Source organism: Methylobacterium sp. P3_A11 (assembly GCF_056403155.1).
The window spans coordinates 1-19,919 of record NZ_JBFUGA010000053.1 but is presented as its reverse complement, the minus strand read 5'-3'; the positions used below and the strand labels follow the sequence as shown (position 1 = coordinate 19,919).

Genomic DNA, 19,919 nt, shown 5'->3' with positions numbered 1-19,919 from the left:
GGCTTAAAATATTCTGGAGGAAGCGATGGACAAGGATCGAGTCGAAGGGTCGGCCACCAACATGGGCGGCAAAGTCAAAGAAGGTGCAGGCAAGCTCACCGGTGATGACAAGCTGCGCAGTGAAGGCATGATGGATCAGGTGAGAGGCAAGGTTCAGAACGCCGTTGGAGGTATCAAGGATACGCTGAAGGKCAAGTAGCCAGCCGATGCTCGCCAGCTAACTGGGCTGGCGAGCTTCCCTGAAGCTGAGGATAAGGAGAAGCGATGTTTAGAGGTGGGCTACTCTGGCTGCTCGGCATTCCGCTACCGATCATTCTGCTGCTCTGGTTGTTTGGCGTCTTCCACTAACGCCTTCCCTCCTACGCCACCCAGGACAAGCGACAGGTTTGCTCGCTGTTGAAGGAGCGAACCTGCCGTCGCGTCAAAAGCGGAGCGATTGAGCACATAGCCCTAGACGAGCGCGGCACATGTTTCCCTGCATGTGTGGATTAAGCGACCATTCCGAGCCCAACGACGCAGCCCACCAACGTCACTAACGACAGGCCGAATCCGAGGCTTGCCTGAAAAAGGCTGGGGCCGCTGACCAAGCGTGTTCCTTCGTTGCTGCTCATACCACTTACCTTGGCTGTTCGGGCTGGGGCTGCAACGCGGACCGGCATCATGCAGTTCCAGGCATTTGGGGATGGCCCTTGCAAGCTATCCAGTCCGCAGCAGAGCGAGGGCGATTGCATTACACCGGCGACGAGCGCACCTCTCGGCTTGCCCCAGCTCCCTATGATGCCTCTCGTCGGCAAGCCGCTGGACCAGCTCTCGCCGGGTGCCCGCGAGGCGCTGATCGCGGCACGGGGGCTGTCAGGCTGTTGGCCGGGACCGTATGTACGCGGGCAGCGCTGAAAAGCGCCCAGCGTAGGCGGCCCCAGCGTTACTCGGCCTCACTACCGCGATAAAGGCTGAGCGAGATCGATACGCATGAGCACGGGCATCCGGCTGATCGATGAAAAGGCGGCAACGGAGAGCATCGGTCGCCTCGCACAAGGCAAGCTCAGTCTCGAGGTGGTCGGAGCGTTAGCCGGTGAGATAGCGCGGTGGCTTGAGGACCATCCCGATCTGCCCATCGTCGCAGTTTCGGTACGAAGCGGCGGCCGACTGCAGAAACTCTGGGTGCTATTCAGCGCGGTCGAAGCGCAGCGGAAGGACGTCCAGAAGAGCAACGATGCTTTGATGCTATTCAAGGCGACTTGGAATGTGCCTGAGCGTGGTGTTCAGTGGCTTGTGCCTCCAGATAGCCGCACGGTGCTGTATGCGCACTGAGGCTTCGGAGTTGGGCTACTGCCTGTGAAAGCTCCAGCGAATGTCCTGTGGGGCATCAGTGCTGCTGCCCAGCCCCGGCAGCTCCCCTGTGAGCCCGGGAACTCAAGACGCTTGTGCTGGGGCATCCCAGGCCCTTGCTGACAGCTGCAGGACCCGGAGAGCTGCGAGCACCTCTCCTACACTCAGTCGGCGTCGTAGATGAGACAGGCCAGCACGTTGCCGTGCGCGATCGTGCGCTGGCCCGCATCCTTGGTCACGTTCTGACCTGGGTAGTAGTAGCCGAGCGTTCTCTGCGCGGCGTCCAGCGCCTTACGCCGTCCGTTGTTCTCCGTGACGATGTACCCCAATGTTCGCAGGTAGCGATCCTTGATCGTTTCGCGGCTCATATGAATTCTCCTGAAGAGAAATTGGGGTAGCCAAGCCGGTCACCTGCAAACGAGCAGCGCTGCCGCTGGTCATCCTCGGAAGGTGGGGACGACCAGGCACATGCTGGCCTGGTCGTTTGCCGGTGGCGCGCTCAGGCGGCCTTCTTCCGACGCTCCGCCATCATCAGCCCACGAGCCGCTGCGGCTTCCTTGATTTGAGGATCCAGCTCACCGGCGCGCACTGCGGTGATCAGCGCGTCGACGACGCCGGGCAGCTTGTCGAGGCTGCCGATGCTGATCGCGGCCTTTCCGGGCTGAAGATCTAGAGGGCGGCCGCCGACCCGCATGATGAAGTGGACCGTGCCGGCCTCATCCTGGAACCAGCCCTTGCGCACACGGCGAGCCACCTCCACCCGCACGCGCTCGCCTTCAGCATTCTTGCGGATCGCCGCCACCTTCGGCGGCTCGTACAGCCGACCCTCAAGGGCGGCGCTCGCCATGTTTTTCTGCTCGGTCAGCTGACCCAGCAGCTTCTCGCGCGCGCGGGAGAGAGGATCATTGGCCGACGCGGCGGGCGCGGCAGTACTCAACTTGAGCGTCTTGAGCACGGACATCTGCATCTCCTTACATGTGAGCTCGATCAGCTCTCATGTCCGGGACGGTAATGCCGCTATCCTGCCGTTCAACCGAAGATTTTCGGGTGGCGCTGCAAGGATTAACAGGCAGGCCTATGCATGCTTGTAAGCCGGCGCCATCGGGTTGTTGCTGCGGAAAGGCCTCATTTCCCGGCGGAAAAGTTCCACACCGTTATACACCTCGACAGCTGTCAGTTGCTCACCCTCCCAGCATGCACGAGCCATCACGCGCGGGACCGGCCGCCCTTCACACCTGCGATTGCCGTACAAACCGCTCACCGCGAAGCGCTCAGCGTAGTCAGCTTTTCCCATGATCGGGGATTGGCGGTCCCGGTAGCCTCGCCCAAGATTCTGCCAAATGTGGTGAGTCAGCCAGGCGTGGTTGATTGGATTTTCGCTGGCGCAGTGACTGCGGCCCATGAGTTCTTCGCATCGTGTATAGCTCAAGAAATTGACGTGGTACGTCTCGCCGTTGGCCTTAATCTCACCCGACAGCTTGCCGCCGTTAACCCACAGCGAAGCTTCCAGCTTGAGGCCATTAAATGCATCAATGCCTGGCGTGATCTCGTCCGCGAAGCTTCTTGCCGGCTCCGCCCCGCTCCCAGTCCAGGTTGCCTCCTGGTGCTCCTTGTCAGCCGGCTCCGCCTTACTCTCCTCGAACTGGCAGTCGGCACCGGGGAACCACGGCCAAGTCGCGTCCTGCGGGTGCTCGGCTTCCGGCTCCCGAGCCGCGGCCGTGCTCGGCGCGGCCCTTCTTTCTCTCGAGCTTAAATGGGCTGCCACATCTTTGGCTGAGCGAAGCTCACTCACTACTGGCGAGCCGGCAGGCGAGCCAGGGTGTTCAGGTGGCGTGGCGAGCGCCACCTCGTCCGCAGGACTAACCACTGGAACACGCGGAGCAAGACCCAACGACCGACGAGTGGACCGGAGGTCCATCTCAGCCATCCGTTCTGTGTCGTTCCGTTCCGTTAAGTTTCGTTCCGTAGAGAATGCTAAACTACTTGCGCCGTTGAAGTTTCCGCTCCATTTGCCACAACTTGGCAACAAGCTGGCTGCATCCGCGTTACGTGTTGGATACGAGCTGTGTACGTCCTGGTCACGAGCCGATGACGTGCCACCTGCAATGCCGCGGGTGTTCGACCGACCGGTGCCACATGCCAGAGCGTCGGTGTCAAACGCCTGAGGGAAACAGGCGATTAGGTCAGTCAGGATGTTGCCATCGTTCTTCAGCGCTGTTTGGCGCTGCCGTGCAGTGAGCATCGCTGTTTCGGGAAACTCTCGAGTCAGGTATTGGCCGCCCACCCGGAGGCGCACACTCTCAACAAAGCTATCGCGCTGTTTTTGGCTGAGAGGGCGCCCGGCGAGCAGCACCTTCACGCATTGTGCCATGATGCTGCGGTCGATGTTGTCGGTTCGTGGGCTTCGTGTACCATCTTCGTAGGATTGGGCGACCTTAATGGCGAGCCTGAGCCACTGTTCGGAGTTCTTCATGTGAGTTCCTTTCGAGATTGGGCCTCCTCGGCCCCTTCTCGGAAACACTGCTGAACTCACGCTGGCCGCGTCAATATTATCTGCTTGGCGGGCGTTCGGCAGCCCACTTGCAAAGGACGAACGGGAAATCGGTGCGGCGAGGCTAAGATTGGGGCTGCCAAGCGAGGCAAGCCGCTGTCTGAGGCTCACAAAGAGGCAATCCGAGCGGCACGCACGGGAGTAGCCCAGAGCGACGAGCACAAGCGTAAGCGCATCGAGGCTATTAGAGCCACCAAGCAGCGGCAGCGCGAAGAACGTCTGGCGCTCACAACCCGCGTGGCTGAAGCCGCATAACGTGCTGGCGCGGCGGGGTGGGAACATGCCCACTTCGCACCGTACCATGGTGCTGCGGGCAAGCTCCTGCCCACATAGGGCTGAGCATGAGAAAGCCCCGGCGCGGGTCCGGGGCTCTTACTCTCACCTCAGCGGTCGAGCTGCAGATAGCAGTTACCGAACGGATCCCGTCGTCTCGACAACGTCGCTGGGCTGAGCCTGGGCCGCGGGGACTGGACGCAGTGTGGTGGTCAGCTCGGAAGCCGGACGCACCGCCGCCGTAGAACGGGCCTGCTCGCGGAAGAGCGGCGGGGTGAGGTTGATACGGTCCTCGGCCATCGCGACACCCACCGTAGCGGTGGAGGCGAGAGCAGCGAGGGCGAGAAGCTGAAGGGCGCGCATGGATCGTCTCCCGTGAGATCGGTCCGGGTAACCAACCGATGCGTGGATTGAACCACAGATTCGTGCGCTGCGGTTTGCGCATTTCGCAACGCACCATATTGCGGTTCCGCCACCCGAGATCAGATATTCTGCATCTCCCTGAGCGCAATAAACGATGCAGAAACCGAACAAGCCATGCGCTTAGCGCCTGAGTAGAAAATATTGATGCCGGCCTAAACTTTTTTGCACCGCGAGATAGTACGCGGCCGACCGAATGACGAGGCGATTTAGTGCTGCATCGTCTCGGACTGCAACTCTGCTCGCCGCTCGTGGCAAGGCTCGCACAGCCCTCGCAAGCAGCCCGGTTCAGAACGCCGGAACGTCGGCGCTAATTCGCCTAAACGTCAAAAATCACTTCGGATGTCCGGCTATGGCCGTCGGGAAAACAGTTAGTATCATGTATGTAAAAGTTGTGAAAGCTAATCCTTCTTAGAACCCGTACGAGTCTTCAATCTCTCAAACCCACCTCTTTTCGACATCGACCAATCCACATACGCGGTGATGTCCTTGTCCTTCCACTAGCTCCTCTGTAATGACATGGCCGTGCCATTCCATGCCAGCTGCGCAGTGGACATCTTGTAGTTCGCCTCGATTCGAAACTTCATGGAGTACCGCACCAGCGTCTTAATGTTCTCAGCTACAGGCTTGTGCTGGTGGAACTCCGTGACGTTCACCTGATATGGCCTGCTGTAGCCCTTAGATCGGAGCGCTTTGGCGAACTCCTCGCGGGTCACATCGCCCAGGTGCACCAGCGCATGTAGGTGTGGCTGCCACACCGTTTGATCGTAACGGTAGGCGAACTGCGGCCATTCCGCCTGCAGCGCGAGCTTCTTATTCCGACCCAGCTTGGTCTCGGCGTCCTGCCAGTCGTGCCGGTCCATCTCCCACCAGCCCGTGTAGTGCACGGAGTTCCAGCGGTTGTCTGACTTCCGCTTATAGCGGATCATGTTGCGGACGCTCGTCTCGGTTTCATCCATGCATGGATCTACCGTGCCAAGATCCAACGTAGGCGGCACCAGTAGCGTGAGGAATGCCATGTCGTCATTGGTGGCTCCTGCGAAGTACTTCTTGATGGCCTTACCTGTTTCTTTGCCACGCTTCACCATGAAACAGCGCGGGCACAACGGTACACCGCATAGCCGCATGTTATGTCCGTTCTCGTCCATCGTGCCGCAGGCTTCCATTCGCTCGTACTTGTCGTGCCTCCAACCAATTGCTTTCATCACACGCGTGCGTTGCTCGGCCATTCCCGGAAACAGGTAACGGATGTTCCTCCGCTCCCAATATGTGAGCTCCGGGATGAGCGCGGATCGTATTTCTTTGATGGTAGTTTCCATGTTGTCTGGTCCTTGATGTGAACTCTTGTTCCCATCTATTTTATGCCAGACGCGAAATTCGATTTTTACCTGAGCATCATGGGACGACAGCCAGCTGCGGCGTCATCACCGAATACACTGGGACGCGCCGGCAGGTAGGCTGCTGCGTCCTCGCGGCCCTATGGCTCAGGGACGTCGCTGCATCCACGTCCGCAGCCACGCCAATCCGAGAGGGAAGAAGATCGGCGTTGTAGAAAGTCAGAGGGTGCCATTCCAGGCGGTCCAGTGGCCCAACTTCGGCAACTCCTGGCCGGAAGCAGCACGTCCGCTGCGAACTGAGTAAGACGGGATAAAGGACATTTGGCTTGCGACCCAACCCGGTAGCATAAGCTGTTGAAGATGCCGCTCGATAGTCGATTTGGATGTAGATCATAGGGCGTGCAGGTGACCGCACCCTCAGTTGTCACGCAATTTCTCAGTGATGAAGTCGACGAAAGCGCGCGCGGCCATGCGGGTCGCGCGACCCATCGGAAAGTAGGCGTGGACCGGAAGCTCCGCCATTTCCCAGTCCGGAAGCAGGTTCACGAGCGCCCCTTGGTTCAACTCGCGTCGACACCCCCACGACGTCGATGAGGTGATCCCCAGACCGCTGGCCGCCGCCGCAACGGCTCCTGCCGTGTCGTTGGTCGAGATGTGGGGTTGAACGGCAACCTGCACCGTCTCGCCGTCGCGCTGAAATTGCCAGGACGAGGCCTGCATCGCCGCCGGGCCGGCCACGATGCGATGCTTCTCGATGTCGGCGGGTACCTGCGGGGTGCCATGGCGCGCGAGGTAGGTTGGAGACGCGACGGCGACGCGCCGCATCTTTCCGATCAGCTTCGTCGTCCCGGTGGCGTCCGGGAGCCGGCCCACGCGGATGCCGACGTCGACCGCCTCCTTGACCATGTCCTGGTTCCGGTCGTCGAGCATGACCTCGATGCGAAGGTGGGGATGTACTTCCGCGAACGCCGGCAAGCTCGGGATGACGATGCTGATGGCCAGCGTCGACGGCATCCCGACTCGGAGCAATCCGCGTAACTCACCGGTCTCGCGCACGCTGTTCTCGGCGTCCTCCAGGGCGGCGAGTATCGGCTCGATTTGAGCGAGGAATCTCTGCCCGGCCTCCGTCGGCGTGACCGCTCGCGTGGTCCGAGCGAGGAGGCGCGCACCCAGTCCCGCCTCAAGCTCGGCGATCATCCGGGATACCTGCGACTGCGCGAGGTCGCATTCGCGCGCGGCCGCCGAGAAACTGCCGAGGCGGGCGACGCGCGCGTAGAGCTTGAGGCTCAGAAGATCCTTCACGGATCAACTCCTGACCGGAACACGATTCCCGGACGTCCCCGGCTCTCGCCCGGCCGGATACTAATGCCGGGCCAGCATAGAACATAGCGGAATTCAGCGACTACCGAGCAGAGGCGGTAGATAGGATCTTCCAACCCAGCCCGGCGACGTATGCCGGATTAGAAGGTCGGTGCCGCCCCGGCCAATCCCGGCGGCAAGTGGTTTTCTCCAATCACTGCTCAAAACGCAGACCGGCACCTGTATTCGCCGTGCGCGCCCTCATGTCTGAAGGAGATCATCATGACCACCGTTCTCGTAACCGGCGCCTCGGGTGACACCGGGCGTCCCACCGTCGAACGACTGCTCGAAAAAGGCCTCAGCGTCCGTGCGCTGGTACGCAAGGACGACGAGCGGGCCCAGCGCCTGCGCGACCTTGGCGCCGAGGTGGTGCTCGGCGACATGAGGAGCCTGCGCGACATCCGGCTCGCCATGGACGGCGTGCGGCGTGCCTACTTCGTCTATCCGCTGGAGGAAGGGCTGGTCGAGGCCGCTGTCATCTTTGCGCAGGCGGCGAAGGAGCAAAACCTCGAAGTCATCGTCAACATGTCCCACAAGCAGGCGCGCCCGGCCGCACGCAGCAAGGCGAGCCAGAACCACTGGCTGTCCGAGCAGATCTTCACCTGGTCCGGTGTGCCTTCCGTGCACCTGCGGATCACCTTCTTCGCCGAGTGGCTGCTCTACATCGCGCCGCAGATCCGCTACGGGCGCTACGTGATGCCCTACGACAAGGACAGCCGCTTCGCCCCCATCGCGGGCAGCGACATCGCCCGCATCGTCGCCGGCATCATCGACAACCCGGGGCCCTACCTCGGGCAGGCCATCGCCCTGCATGGGCCGGTGGAATACAGCCACGAGGAGCTCGCGGCCGAGGTGAGCCGCGTGCTGGGCAAGGACATGCCCTACGAGCACGTCACTGTGTCGACGTTCCTGGAGCTTTTCGGCCTCCAGGACGCCCAGGCCATGCGGCGGCACTTCGAGGCGGTCACCATCGACCAGCAGGAAGGCCTGCTCGCGGGTACCGACACCATCGGCAGGGAGATCATCGGACAACCGCTCGTGACCATCGAGGAGTTCATCAGGGCGAACCTCTCGAAGTTCGTGCTCGAATACCCCCTGGCCGCCAGCCGGCGGTGACAACGTCCGGCGACCGCCCGGTGCCTCAGGCCCGCGGTCGCCGGACCCCGGTGATTGATGCTGGGGCGAGATAGATATTAGCCGAAAACAGCGGCTACCGGCCCAGCCGCCCGCGGCCGATAACCAACACATCGAAACGGAGGCGCCAGGCAGCGGCGCCTAATCCAGCAAAGTCCAGCGCGAATAAAGTCACCGCGCCCACTAACCCAAATAACTTCGATGATCGTGTCAACCCCCTTTCCGAAGGAGCTTTCGTCATGTCCAAGAAGGTGCTCATCACAGGTGCGACAGGCGACACCGGCCGTGCCGCCGTCCGGGAAGCCATCGCTCTCGGACTCGACGTCCGCGCGATGGTGCACAGCAGGGATGACCGCGCGGCGGCCCTGGAGGCGCTGGGCGCCGAGGTAGTGGTCGGCGACCTCTTGGAGATCAACACCGTCCGCGACGCGATGAACGGTGTCGAGGCGGCCTACTTCGTGTGGCCGGTCCAACCCGGCCTGATCAACGCCACGGTGAACTTCGCCCAGGCCGCGAAGGAGACGGGCGTCAAGACCGTCGTCAACCTCTCGCAGCGCTCGGCCAACCGTGAGTCCTCCAGCAACTCGTGCCGCGACACCTTCATCGCCGAGGAGGTTTTCAACTGGTCGGGCCTGCACGTCATCCACCTGAGGCCGACCTACTTCTTGGAGTGGCTGCTCTACCCCTGGCAGCTCCCCTACCTCCAGCAGGGCGTCCTGCGCATGCCGGTCGGCAAGGGCCGCCACTCGCCCATCGCCGCCGACGATCAGGGCCGCGTCATCGCCGTGCTTCTGAAGGACCCGGAAGGGCACATCGGCACCACCATCCCGATCTCCGGTCCTGTTGAGATGGACCATGAGCAGATGGCCGCAGAGCTGTCCGAGGCGCTCGGCCGCAAGATCGTCTTCCAAGACCTGCCGGTCGACGAATACGCCGCCTCCATCACGGAGATGGGCGTGCCCGCCTACATCGTGCAGCACCTGAGCGGCGCCATGGTGGACTACCAGAACGGCCACATGTCCGGTGCCGACGACAACGTCGAGAGGCTGACCGGCCGGCGCTCCATGACCGTCGGCGAGTTCGCCCGCCTGCACGCGGACAAGCTCAACGCCCACTGACATCCACCGGCGCGGACCCGCCTCCGGATGTCCGCGGCCTCCCTCATCCCCAATCCGCATGAAGGATTCACGGTCATGGACATCTCCGGTTCTGTCGTCCTGGTCACGGGCGCGAATGGCGGCATCGGGCGCGCCTTCGTCGCCGACTTGCTGAAGCGCGGCGCGGCCAAGGTCTACGTGGCGGCACGCGACACCGCTTCGCTCAGGACACTGGTCCGTGACGGCGACCGCCGCCTCGTGCCGCTGCCCCTCGACGTCACCGACCCCGACCAAGTCGCCGCCGCCGCCGGCGTGGCGAAGGACGTGACGCTGCTCATCAACAACGCCGGATTCGCAGCCTTCCAGGGCTCGATCTCCGCCCCCGACATCGAGGACGCACGGCGGGAGATGGAGGTGAACTACTTCGGCACGCTGGCGCTAACTCGCGCCTTCGCGCCGGCGCTGGCGGCGTCCGGCGGTGGCGCCGTGCTGAATATGCTGTCGATGTTGGCGCTGGTCAGCCTGCCGCTGGCGGCGACCTATTCCGCCTCCAAGGCGGCGACCCTGTCGCTCACCCGCAGCATCCGCGCCGAGCTCGGCGCGCAGGGCACGCAGGTCGTCGGCGTCTTGGCGGTTCAAACTGAAACGCCTCTGGGGGCCAAGCTGCCCGAGCCGCGGATGTCGCCGGCCGAGGTCGCCTCCGACGCGCTCGACGCGGTGCAGGCCGGCACGAACGACGAGATCGTCGCCGGCGCCCAGTCCCGCGGCATCCATCAGGCCTTCATGGCCGACCCGAAGGCTGTGCAGGCGATGATGTCCACTCGCCTGCCCAAGCACGCCTGACCGACCGCAAAGCCGTAGATCTCAGGAGGCGACCATGGACTTTCTCGACACGCTGCTAAAGCGCAACGCCGACTTCGCCGAGACCGGCTTCTCGGCCGGCATGAAGATGATGCCGTCCTGCCGGACGATGATCATCGGCTGCGTCGACCCTCGGGTCGACCCGATGGACATCCTCAAGCTCAAGCCGGGCGAGGCCGCCATCATCCGCAACGTGGGTGGCCGTGTGAGCCCGGCGCTGCTTGAAACCCTGGCGCTCCTGCGGGTCGTGTCTCGGGCGGGCGGCCAAGAGGTCGGCACCGGCTGGAACCTGATCGTCCTGCACCACACTGATTGCGGTATCATCGGGTGCTATCATCACGCGCCTGACATGCTGGCCAAGCACATGGGCGTGTCGAGGAGCGGGCTTGAGGCAGTCGCGGTGACCGACCCCTACGAGGCCGTCGCCGTCGACGTGGCCGCGCTCAAGGCCAACCCGAATCTTCCCGGTGGGTTCATGGTCTCCGGCCTCGTGTACGATGTAGCCAAGGGAACCATCGACACGGTCGTTCCGCCGGCTCTGCTTCGACCCGAAGACTGACGCTGGAACGACGGCTCAATGCGGTCGTCCGTCCTCAGAATGGTGCGTGATAATTGCATACGGCGCTGTCGATGCTGCATTCGACGGTTCTGACAGCGGAGAACAGAGCGATGTCTCTCTCGATGTACCAAGCCTCGATTCCTGTCTTCACGCGGGGGCTCGGGGTGCTGTCGGACCTGCTCGCGAAGGGCGAAGCTCATGCCCGGGCGAGCGGCCTCGATCCCGCAACCATGGTGGCGACCCGCCTCGCCCCCGACATGTTCCCCCTCTCCGGGCAGGTGCAGCGGGCGAGCGACACGGCCAAGTTAGCGGCCGTGCGCCTCTCGGGCGGGTCCGGGCCCTCCTTCGCCGACGAGGAGGCGACCCTCGACCACCTTCGCGCGCGATGCGCGCGCACGGTGTCCTACCTGGAGACGGTCCCTACCGAGGCTCTGGAGGACAGCGAGGCACGGCAGATCACGTTCGGCGGCGGAGCGCTTAAGGCGACGCTCTCAGGAGACGCGTATCTCCTCACCTTCGCGCTGCCGAACTTCTTCTTCCACGTCACCACCGCCTACGACATCCTGCGCCACCTCGGCGTTCCCCTCGGTAAGATCGACTACCTCGGCATGCACGATCGCACGTGAGAAGCCGACGCGGCCGGGTCTCCCTCGATTAGGGCCGCTGCATCACGCCCTCGTCGAACGACAGTCGGACACGGCGCCGGCCCTCGAAATTCGAAGCAAGGAAACAGCGATCATGACGATGCTTCTTCTCGCGCTGCTCGTCGGCGTGATCGCCGGCCTGCGCGCCCTGACGGCTCCGGCCATCGTCAGCTGGGCGGCGGCGCTGGGCTGGCTGAACCTCGACGGGTCCTGGCTTGCCTTCCTGGGCTATCGCTTCACGCCCTACGTGTTCACGGCCCTGGCGCTGGTCGAGTTCGTCACCGACCAGCTGCCGAGCACCCCGAGCCGGAAAGTACCGATGCAGTTCGCCCCTCGGCTCCTCACCGGCGCGCTCTCCGGGGCGGCGGTCGGCATCCCCTCCGGCCAATTGGTTGGCGGCCTCGTGGCCGGCGTCGTCGGCGCCGTTATCGGGACCTATGGCGGCGCCGCGGTCCGCGGGCGTCTGGCGGCGTCCTTCGGCAAGGACCGACCCGCCGCCCTCATCGAGGACGCCGTCGCCATCTTGGGCGGCGCCCTGGTCCTGGGAGCGCTGTGATGTGCAGCCGCTTCGACGCCATCGTGATCGGTGCCGGGCAGGCCGGGCCGCCGCTGGCCGGGCGCCTCACCGCCGCAGGCCAGCGGGTGGCCGTCATCGAGCGCAAACTCTTTGGCGGCACCTGCGTGAACACCGGCTGCATGCCGACCAAGACCCTCGTGGCGAGCGCCTACGCCGCCCACCTCGCCCGGCGCGCCGCCGAATATGGGGTTGTCCTCCAGGGAACGGTGGGCATCGACGCCAGGGCGGTGGCCGCACGCCAGCAGGGCGTCTCCACCAAGGCGCGGGCCGGTGTCGAGGGGTGGCTGCGCGGCATGGAGGGCTGCACCGTCCTCAACGGACAGGCCCGGTTCGTATCCGGGCATGCAGTGGCGGTCGGCGACGAGGTGCTGGAAGCCGACCGCATCTTCATCAACGTCGGCGGCCGCGCGCACGTACCTGCCATGCCGGGCATCGATGCGGTCCCGTTCCTGACCAACACCACGCTACTCCAGCTCGACACGGTGCCCGAACACCTCGTCGTGGTCGGCGGCAGCTACATCGGGCTGGAATTCGCCCAGGCCTACCGCCGCTTCGGCAGTGAGGTCACCGTCGTGGAGATGGGACCGCGTCTGATCGGGCGCGAGGACCCGGACATCTCCGAGGCGGTCGCCGCCATCCTGCGCGACGAGGGCATCGCCCTGCGGCTGAACGCCGAGTGCATCCGGTTCGCGCCCCACGCCGACGGGGTCGCTGTCGGGGTGAACTGCACCGACGGCGAGCCGGAGGTGGTCGGTTCGCACGTGCTGCTGGCGGTGGGCCGTCGGCCTAACACCGACGACCTCGGTCTGGAGGCGGCCGGCATCGTCACGGACGCGCGCGGCTTCATCACGGTGAACGACGGCCTTCAGACCAGCGTTCCGGGGGTCTACGCGCTCGGCGACTGCAACGGACGCGGCGCCTTCACCCACACCGCCTACAACGACTTCGAGATCGTAGCCGCGAACCTCCTTGACGGCGCGAGCCGCAGGGTGAGCGACCGGATCCCCGGTTACGCCCTATACATCGATCCGCCTCTCGGCCGGGTCGGGATGAGCGAGGCGGAGGTCCGCGCGAGCGGCCGTCCTGCGCTAATCGGCACCCGGCCGATGACCCGCGTCGGCCGAGCCGTGGAGAAGGGCGAGACCAAGGGCTTCATGAAGGTGCTGGTCGATGCCGAGAGCCAGGCGATCCTGGGCGCGGCGATCCTCGGCACCGGGGGCGACGAGGCGGTGCACGGCATCCTCGACATGATCAACGCCGGGGCGAGCGCTCAGACCGTGCAATGGGCTGTGCCGATCCATCCGACCGTGTCGGAGCTGATCCCGACCGTGCTCGGGGATCTGAAGCCAATCAGTCACTGAGGGAGGCTACAATTGGCGCGGTCGAACGCTACGACATCCTGATCCTGGGCGGAGGCAAGGCCGGCAAGACGCTGGCGATGGATCAGGCCAAGACCGGCAAGCGCGTCGCGGTCGTCGAGGCCGGGATGATCGGCGGCTCCTGCATCAACATCGCCTGCATCCCGACCAAGGCGCTGGTCCGGAGCGCGCAGGTTGCGGACCTGTTCTGGCGCGCCGAGGAGTTCGGGGTCGTACTGCCCGAGGCGCCGACCGTCGACATGGGTCGTGTGGCCGCGCGCACCGCGGAGGTCGTCGCCGGCATGGTCGAGGTCAACGCCAAGGCGTTCGCCGCGAGCGGGTTCGAGCTCGCGCTAGGCTGGGGGCGGTTCATCGAGCCCAGGGTGATCGAGGTCGCCGCTGAGGGAGGCACGCGCCGGCTCACAGGGGACCGCATATACCTGAACCTCGGCACGCGCGCCGCCATCCCGCCCGTGCCCGGTCTGCGGGAGGCGGCCCCGCTCACTCACGTCGAGGCATTGAAGCTCGACGTGGTGCCCGAGCGCCTGTTGGTAATCGGCGGCGGCTACATCGGGATGGAGTTGGCACAGGCCTTCCGGCATCTCGGGGCCGAGGTGACCATCATCGAACATGGGCGACAGCTCGCTACGCGCGAGGATGCCGACGTCGCGTCCGCGATCCAGGATCTGTTCTCGGCCGACGGCATCAAACTGGCCCTGGACGCCCGCATCGCCGAGGTCACAGGCCGCTCTGGCGAGAGCGTCATGGTGCGTCTGGAAGATGGACAGAGCTTCACCGGATCGCACGTGCTAGTGGCGGCCGGCCGGGACCCGATGACGAGGGACATCGGCCTCGACATCGCCGGCGTGACGCTCGACGCGCGCGGGTTCATCTTGGTCGATGACCGACTGGCTACAAGTGCGCCAGGCATCTGGGCACTCGGCGAGGTCGCCGGCAGCCCGATGTTTACGCATGTCGCGCTCGACGACTATCGGGTGGCCAAGAGCGGCATCGTGGGTGGGGACCGCACGACCAAGGATCGGCTCGTGCCCTACAGCGTATTCCTCGAGCCCGAGTTGGGTCGGGTGGGCCTGAGCGAGCGCGAGGCCGCGCGGGCTGGAGTACCGTATCGCGTGGCGCGGCTCGCGATGGATGCCGTCCCGCGGGCTCGCACGCTCTCGGCGAGGACGGGCTTCATGAAGGCGCTGGTGGGCGATGACGACCGCATCCTGGGCTTCGCGATGCTGGGTGCCCAGGCCGGCGAGGTCATGGCGACGGTGCAGATGGCGATGCTCGGCGGCCTACCCTACACTGCCTTGCGCGACGGCATCTTGGCCCACCCTACCTTGGCGGAGGGGCTCAACATGTTATTCGCGCCCGTAAGCGAACGTAGCAGTTTGTCGAAGGCGGCCTGATCGCTCGTTGACCAGCAAGCGCTCGGTCGAACTAACAGACCGGCGGGACGACAACCGAGTCGGCTGCGATAATTTCCAGGTTTGCCACTAGAACGAGGCACCTGTCGACCTCAGCAAAACCTCGCTTGCGCCGCACACGACAGCGGCTGCGACATGGCCTGATCTTGTTCATAGAGGGGGCGGTCGGTTGCCATGATGCAGCGGTTCAGAATCGTCCCTACCCGAACCTGTGGTCAAGGCTGAGATGATGTCCGCTTCGGAGTAGCTACTGAAGGCTGCCGAATGACCAAGTTGGGCGCAAAGCCGAATGTCCGTTGTGCGGCAAAGGGCAAGGTCCGGCACCGCGCCAACCGAAGGCGCGTAAAGGCTCTCTGCGGCGCTAGGCCAGCACTTTCGCCGCGTTTGCGCCGTGCTCGCGAACATGAACCTCGGCGAGGCGGATTCGCGGGCTGAGGCTCTGCTCGGCCAACCAGTCGCTGACCCAAGCGAAGATGTGCTCGGCAAACGCCTCACAGCTCACGTGCGGGAGAACGACGAGCTGGACCAGGCCAATCTCGTCCATTGCTCGCAGCTCGGCTAGCAGCGGATCGTCCGCAGCGACCAGCGTTTTGTGATCGAAGGTTTGCTCCAGCCAGCGCCTCACGGGTTTGAGGCTGCCGAAATCCATGACCCAGCTGCGTGCATCAAGGTCGTCGGCTTCGAACTCCAGGTGCACGGCGAGCGCGTAGCCGTGGAGGAACCTGCAATGCGAAGCTGACCGCCACTGCCGAAAGCAGCAGGACAGGCCGACGTCGTGGCCATAGGTCTTCGTGCTGCGATATTTCACGCGTAAGTCTCCAATCGTTGGGACCGGTGCCTTCGCAGATCGGAAGGCCGAGTTGCGTTCGATGCGCTCCCAACCGCAGAGCGCCTTTGACCAACAGGCCTCTGCGGCTGGCTGGATGGGTGGGCGAGGGGCGCTCAGAGCCCCTCGAGCACCTTCGCGTACAGCTCATCACCCGAGAAGAACGGCGTCAGCTGCTGTCGGCAGCCTTCGAGCTCAAAGCCACCCTGCTCAGCGCGTGTCAGCACCTCGCGAAGGTGCGCAACAAGCGCCGGCTTGTTCCTGCGATAGGCATCCTCGTTGAGGGTCCATTCGGACGGGTAACGGAACCCAGCTGGGTAGAGCTCTCGATAGCTGAGACGATCCGGCACCACCGGTACGGCACCGGCGAGCACCCCCTCGTAGCAGCCGATCCCGAGTGTCTCCTGCAGAGAGCACGAGAACACCACGCGGCTCTGCGCAAGCAGCCGGTGATACTCCTCCTTGGACCTCGACGTTTCTTGGCAGACGATGAACCGCCAGTCCGGAAAGCTGCCTGCGAGATCGCGGAACATGTCCACCTGCTTCTCCGGTGCCAGCCGGTGGGGGAACAGCACGATGTTCTCCTTGGGCAAACCGGCATATGGCGCCAGCACGTTCGGCAGGTACTCCATGGGCCAGCCGCACTGCGCAATACGCGGATGGGCCGGCGAGAGATCGAAAGCGTCGCAGAACAGCTCCACGTGGTAGCGCGTGGCAAAGACGTTCAGATCGTAGGCGTCGAAGAGCGCTTGCTCCATGCCGCGCGCCCACTGCCTGCGAGCGATGCGGGCAAGGAAATCGTTCGGATCGTACGAGCCCGCGTGCCATAGGCCGAAGATGACAACGGGCACCTCGAGCAGCTCGCTCATGTAGCGGATTTGATGCACTCCGGGGTGCCAAGCGTCGGGGACGACGAAGATATCCCCCGGCTGCACCTCGCCATTGTTGAAGAGCTCGGCCACCCGAGCGATCTGCGTACCCTTGTAGATGTTGGTGGCGGCGAAGTTCAGGAAAGTTTCTGGGGTGGTACCCTGCCGAAGCAGGGTACCCTTGATGCTGCGAATTTGTGTCGCCACGCCCTTACGCTTGGCCGCTCGCCTCAGCCGCTTCGGAAGCTCTGACACCCACTCGCACGTGTAGCGCTGCTGGTGAGCCTCGATGGGCAGGATCCGGATTCTCACGACACCGGCTCCGCTGTAACATGCGCCGGGTAGGTCGCCTCAGAGGTGTACTCGCCGTCCTCGGACACCTCGATCCTAACGGACCTTCCAGGATACCTCTGCGAGATGTGCCGGTAGAGGTCATGCCCGATCGTCTCGCAGCTCTGATCGCCAAATTCCAAGGGACCCGGGCCGTAGAGACTCTGCAGCCAGTCTGAGAGATCGTGGAACTCGACCTCGCGATCACGATGCCGAACCTCAAGTGAGACCTTGAAGCGGAACGTGTGACGATGACGCTCCGACAGGTAAGATCGGTGGGGCGGTGCATCAGGCCAGCGGTGGAAGCCGATGCGAGCGAACCTTACGGAGATCTCGTGACGTGGAGCGATAGGGGCATCGTCAGATCCAGGGACAGTGCCTCCTGCCGCATCGGGAGCAGGCGCTTCGTCTGGGGCGTCACGATGCCGGAGCCAGAGCCAGATCGCCAAGCTCGCTACCATCTTGATAATGCAGGCGATGAGAAATGCGCCGAGAGTGAAGCGCTCGATCAGCTGCAAGAAGACGAAGCTGTCGATAGGAACAGAGCATGCCGAGGAGATGAGGATCCGGTCCTTGAGCGGCTTGCGCAGGATCGTGAACACGATCTGATCCACCGTCTCGCTAATCACAAAAGCGATCGCGCTGGCGAGGGCAATCCAGCCGCCCGCTACAAAGTAGCTGCCGGCAGCGGCTAACAACGTAGCCACGAGGACGCGCTGGCCGATCTCCTGCTGACTGAAGTCACGCAGCACGAACACGACACCGGCCGCGAACAGAGCAGGTGGGATCTTGGCCCCGAGCACGTCCCAGTCGCCTATGCCGTAGACAGTCCAGTTGATGAACAAGATGAACAAGACGTAGAAAGGAGTCCACGGGCCAATAGGGCTCGGGCCGCGAGAGTTGCGGTTGCGCATGTTGGTGCTCCATTGCAGTTTGATTTACTGAGTTACTGGAGTAGCGGCTGCAGACGTCACGCAAGAAGAGCTTGCGAGTGCCGATCACGGCAGCGTTCAAGGACGATGTGCGTCTCTTCTCCAGCGCGTATGGACGAACGTGTGAGCAAATGATGAGGGCGTACGGTACTTGTTCACACTCTGAGGCAACGCGATAGCGGATCGAATTAACTCTAGGATGTATCAAAAGCCATGATCTGCTCCTTTGTGACTTTGCAAATTGCAAAGTGTCGCTGCAGCTGTCAGTCAGCGGTCGATATCTTCCGGCAGCAGTGTGCTGTTCCGCCCGCGTCCAGCGAGTTGATCGAGATCTGCCGCCCACCGCTGAATCAGCGTCATCGGCTTCTCGCTACGCAGCACCTCACGGATTTTGGTCGTGAGATCGACGAGCCTTTCAGGGAGCCACAGACGGCTCTCTGCCTCTGTCAGCCGCAGACGATGGTTGACCTGTGCGATGGCATGACACAGCTGCCATACGTTGTGCGCGGCAAGAAGAACCTGAGACAGTGAGTCCCAGCACGTCTTGCCGGAACTTTTTACACACAGGTCGCCTAGTGTAAGCCGATCTGCAAACGGGCTAGAACATGGCCAAGGTGAGTCACTCCTTATGTGACGCGGGTTGTCTGGCATAGCGCATGCTGTAAGGTGGATTTTACGCGGTAAATTCGCGATGTCTGCGTAAGCTCGCTGGTAACGACCCGCGATGAGGAACGGGGTTGAGCTATCGAACGTCAGCTCGGCTCCGCCATGTGTTTCAGTCAAGCCGTCCTGAACCGCCGTAAGCGCGCAGGCTACTTCTGGGTGGCCGGTCCCTAGAACGTGAATCCTAGGTCGTTTCCCAGGTAGCCCTCATCGCGAAGGACCACCAGGTGCTCAAGTGTGATGGAAAGGTGAAGCCGCGTTGCGCCGGCAAACGCCCAGCCATCAAGAGCTCGATCACCGAATAGCGCGCGGTCATTCAGGTGCTTGATCCCGTTGCGCCATGCACGAGCTTCTTTCCTAGATCGTCCCTGCATGACATTCAGCAGTTTGGTACGGCCTGGCTCGCGATTGCGGATATAGTATAACGCGTTTCTCAACGTAAATTCTAGACACTGCCTGAAGCTGTAGAAGCCAGTCCCGGGTCTTCCAATTGCGGAAGTTGGCGCATCGATCACTGGTGCAGACTCCTGCTCCTCGGAGGCACGGAGTGTATTGTCCATGTACGTCACGGTGAGCGGGAGCTTGCCGGTCCCGATCTGAAAGCCCCCACTGTCAAGACAACCACATGCAACAGCAATCGCGCGTGTGGAGACCATGCAGTTCGGATTTCGATTAGCCAGAAGGTGCGGCGCAGCGTACAAGTAGCGGGAAAGCGTGGCTATGCCCTGGCCATTCAGTAAGTGAAGGTCACCTTTTGTAAGGCGTCCATCGGTACGTAGCGGCCCGTAACCGTCGCCAACAAGCCGAGCGTAGCCCGGCTGGATTGCCGGACAGTACTGCGCACCGTCGTGCTTTAGCAAATTTGGCTGCATTTTCTCACCTTTCCTACTGAGAGAGCGTGCAATCGTTGAGTTCCGTCTACCCTAATGGGGGGAGTGCTTGGGCAGCATCGCCCGGACGGCCTTCTCCGCGCGGATGCCAGATTCTATCGGCCCGTAGAGCAACGTTCCGCTGTCGTTACCGGCTGGCAGCCCAACGAACAGTGATATGTCGCTAGAATTTCCTGGACCGCTCGAACATTTTGGAAGCTGCCCAAGCGCGGGAAGACATTCCCTTACGAGTAGCGTGAGTGGCTGGGCGTCGGCCGAGCCGCTCATGTTAGTTCCGGTTTCGGCCTCGCTACCTCCTCTTGGTGAGGAAGCTTTGCCGTCGCTCCCATCGTGCCTGGTGAGAGTGCCTCCAGAACGATCCGCCTCCATGGGTATTGCACTGATGCAACCGCCTGATCCGGCTAGTTCGGTTTCGGCCGGTACGCTGGCGTCAACTGGGGCGACATCCATCGTGCCAAGTTCTTCGTTCCCCGGTTC

Annotated in this window: 20 protein-coding genes; 10 read left to right on the top strand and 10 right to left on the bottom strand. The window is 63.1% G+C overall.

Features of this window, described 5'->3' with window-relative positions; genetic code table 11:
* Nucleotides 1–25 precede the first annotated feature (25 nt).
* Entirely contained in the window at nt 26–199 is a 174-nt protein-coding gene (locus AC1DXK_RS17330) for a CsbD family protein (RefSeq protein WP_477298467.1), read from the top strand.
* A 770-nt stretch (nt 200–969) separates the two neighbouring features.
* Nucleotides 970–1,311: a hypothetical protein gene (locus AC1DXK_RS17325; RefSeq protein WP_456684431.1), complete on the top strand. Its 342-nt coding sequence runs from the start codon at nt 970–972 to the stop codon at nt 1,309–1,311.
* 182 nt (nt 1,312–1,493) lie between these two features.
* Here AC1DXK_RS17325 and AC1DXK_RS17320 read toward each other — a convergent pair whose 3' ends face one another.
* The 6 genes from AC1DXK_RS17320 to AC1DXK_RS17295 form a co-directional block, all read right to left on the bottom strand.
* Nucleotides 1,494–1,697 carry a hypothetical protein gene (locus AC1DXK_RS17320; protein ID WP_456684430.1) on the bottom strand — a complete coding sequence of 68 codons (204 nt, stop codon included), beginning with the start codon at nt 1,695–1,697 and terminating at the stop codon, nt 1,494–1,496.
* A 131-nt stretch (nt 1,698–1,828) separates the two neighbouring features.
* The gene (locus tag AC1DXK_RS17315) at nt 1,829–2,290 is read right to left on the bottom strand and encodes a DUF6641 family protein (protein WP_456684429.1); all 462 of its coding nucleotides are present in this window, start codon (nt 2,288–2,290) and stop codon (nt 1,829–1,831) included.
* Nucleotides 2,291–2,404: 114 nt separating this feature from the next.
* Entirely contained in the window at nt 2,405–3,802 is a 1,398-nt protein-coding gene (locus tag AC1DXK_RS17310) for a hypothetical protein (protein WP_477298465.1), read from the bottom strand.
* Nucleotides 3,803–4,288: 486 nt separating this feature from the next.
* Nucleotides 4,289–4,516, bottom strand: coding sequence for a hypothetical protein (locus AC1DXK_RS17305; protein ID WP_477298463.1), 228 nt, complete (start codon nt 4,514–4,516; stop codon nt 4,289–4,291).
* 557 nt (nt 4,517–5,073) lie between these two features.
* Complete coding sequence (locus AC1DXK_RS17300) at nt 5,074–5,892, bottom strand: hypothetical protein (RefSeq protein WP_456684427.1); 819 nt, start codon at nt 5,890–5,892, stop codon at nt 5,074–5,076.
* Nucleotides 5,893–6,327: 435 nt separating this feature from the next.
* Nucleotides 6,328–7,212, bottom strand: a complete 885-nt coding sequence (locus AC1DXK_RS17295; RefSeq protein WP_456684426.1) for a LysR family transcriptional regulator — start codon at nt 7,210–7,212, stop codon at nt 6,328–6,330.
* Nucleotides 7,213–7,491: 279 nt separating this feature from the next.
* On the opposite strand from AC1DXK_RS17295, the gene AC1DXK_RS17290 reads away from it, so the two are divergent.
* From AC1DXK_RS17290 to AC1DXK_RS17255, 8 genes are all read left to right on the top strand, one after another.
* Nucleotides 7,492–8,385, top strand: coding sequence for an NmrA family NAD(P)-binding protein (locus AC1DXK_RS17290; protein ID WP_456684425.1), 894 nt, complete (start codon nt 7,492–7,494; stop codon nt 8,383–8,385).
* Nucleotides 8,386–8,642: 257 nt separating this feature from the next.
* Nucleotides 8,643–9,521 carry an NmrA family NAD(P)-binding protein gene (locus AC1DXK_RS17285; RefSeq protein WP_456684424.1) on the top strand — a complete coding sequence of 293 codons (879 nt, stop codon included), beginning with the start codon at nt 8,643–8,645 and terminating at the stop codon, nt 9,519–9,521.
* Between the two features lie 75 nt (nt 9,522–9,596).
* Nucleotides 9,597–10,343, top strand: a complete 747-nt coding sequence (locus tag AC1DXK_RS17280; protein WP_477298459.1) for an SDR family NAD(P)-dependent oxidoreductase — start codon at nt 9,597–9,599, stop codon at nt 10,341–10,343.
* A 34-nt stretch (nt 10,344–10,377) separates the two neighbouring features.
* Entirely contained in the window at nt 10,378–10,920 is a 543-nt protein-coding gene (locus AC1DXK_RS17275) for a carbonic anhydrase (protein WP_456684422.1), read from the top strand.
* A 110-nt stretch (nt 10,921–11,030) separates the two neighbouring features.
* Nucleotides 11,031–11,546: a DUF1993 domain-containing protein gene (locus AC1DXK_RS17270; protein WP_456684457.1), complete on the top strand. Its 516-nt coding sequence runs from the start codon at nt 11,031–11,033 to the stop codon at nt 11,544–11,546.
* Nucleotides 11,547–11,658: 112 nt separating this feature from the next.
* On the top strand, nt 11,659–12,120 hold the full coding sequence (locus AC1DXK_RS17265; RefSeq protein ID WP_456684421.1) for a DUF4126 domain-containing protein: 462 nt from the start codon (nt 11,659–11,661) through the stop codon (nt 12,118–12,120).
* A complete protein-coding gene (locus AC1DXK_RS17260) occupies nt 12,120–13,502 on the top strand; it encodes an FAD-containing oxidoreductase (protein WP_456684420.1) in 1,383 nt (460 codons plus the stop codon). The genes AC1DXK_RS17265 and AC1DXK_RS17260 overlap by 1 nt, the downstream gene beginning before the upstream one ends.
* Entirely contained in the window at nt 13,499–14,914 is a 1,416-nt protein-coding gene (locus tag AC1DXK_RS17255) for an FAD-dependent oxidoreductase (RefSeq protein WP_477298479.1), read from the top strand. The genes AC1DXK_RS17260 and AC1DXK_RS17255 overlap by 4 nt, the downstream gene beginning before the upstream one ends.
* 379 nt (nt 14,915–15,293) lie before the next feature.
* Here the strand turns inward: AC1DXK_RS17255 and AC1DXK_RS17250 are convergent, their stop codons facing one another.
* The 4 genes from AC1DXK_RS17250 to AC1DXK_RS17235 form a co-directional block, all read right to left on the bottom strand.
* Nucleotides 15,294–15,740: a 6-pyruvoyl trahydropterin synthase family protein gene (locus tag AC1DXK_RS17250; RefSeq protein ID WP_456684418.1), complete on the bottom strand. Its 447-nt coding sequence runs from the start codon at nt 15,738–15,740 to the stop codon at nt 15,294–15,296.
* Nucleotides 15,741–15,874: 134 nt separating this feature from the next.
* On the bottom strand, nt 15,875–16,939 hold the full coding sequence (locus AC1DXK_RS17245) for a glycosyltransferase family protein (RefSeq protein WP_456684417.1): 1,065 nt from the start codon (nt 16,937–16,939) through the stop codon (nt 15,875–15,877).
* Nucleotides 16,936–17,871, bottom strand: a complete 936-nt coding sequence (locus AC1DXK_RS17240; protein ID WP_456684416.1) for a VUT family protein — start codon at nt 17,869–17,871, stop codon at nt 16,936–16,938. The genes AC1DXK_RS17245 and AC1DXK_RS17240 overlap by 4 nt, the downstream gene beginning before the upstream one ends.
* 851 nt (nt 17,872–18,722) lie before the next feature.
* Complete coding sequence (locus tag AC1DXK_RS17235) at nt 18,723–19,112, bottom strand: hypothetical protein (RefSeq protein ID WP_477298455.1); 390 nt, start codon at nt 19,110–19,112, stop codon at nt 18,723–18,725.
* Nucleotides 19,113–19,919 lie beyond the last annotated feature (807 nt).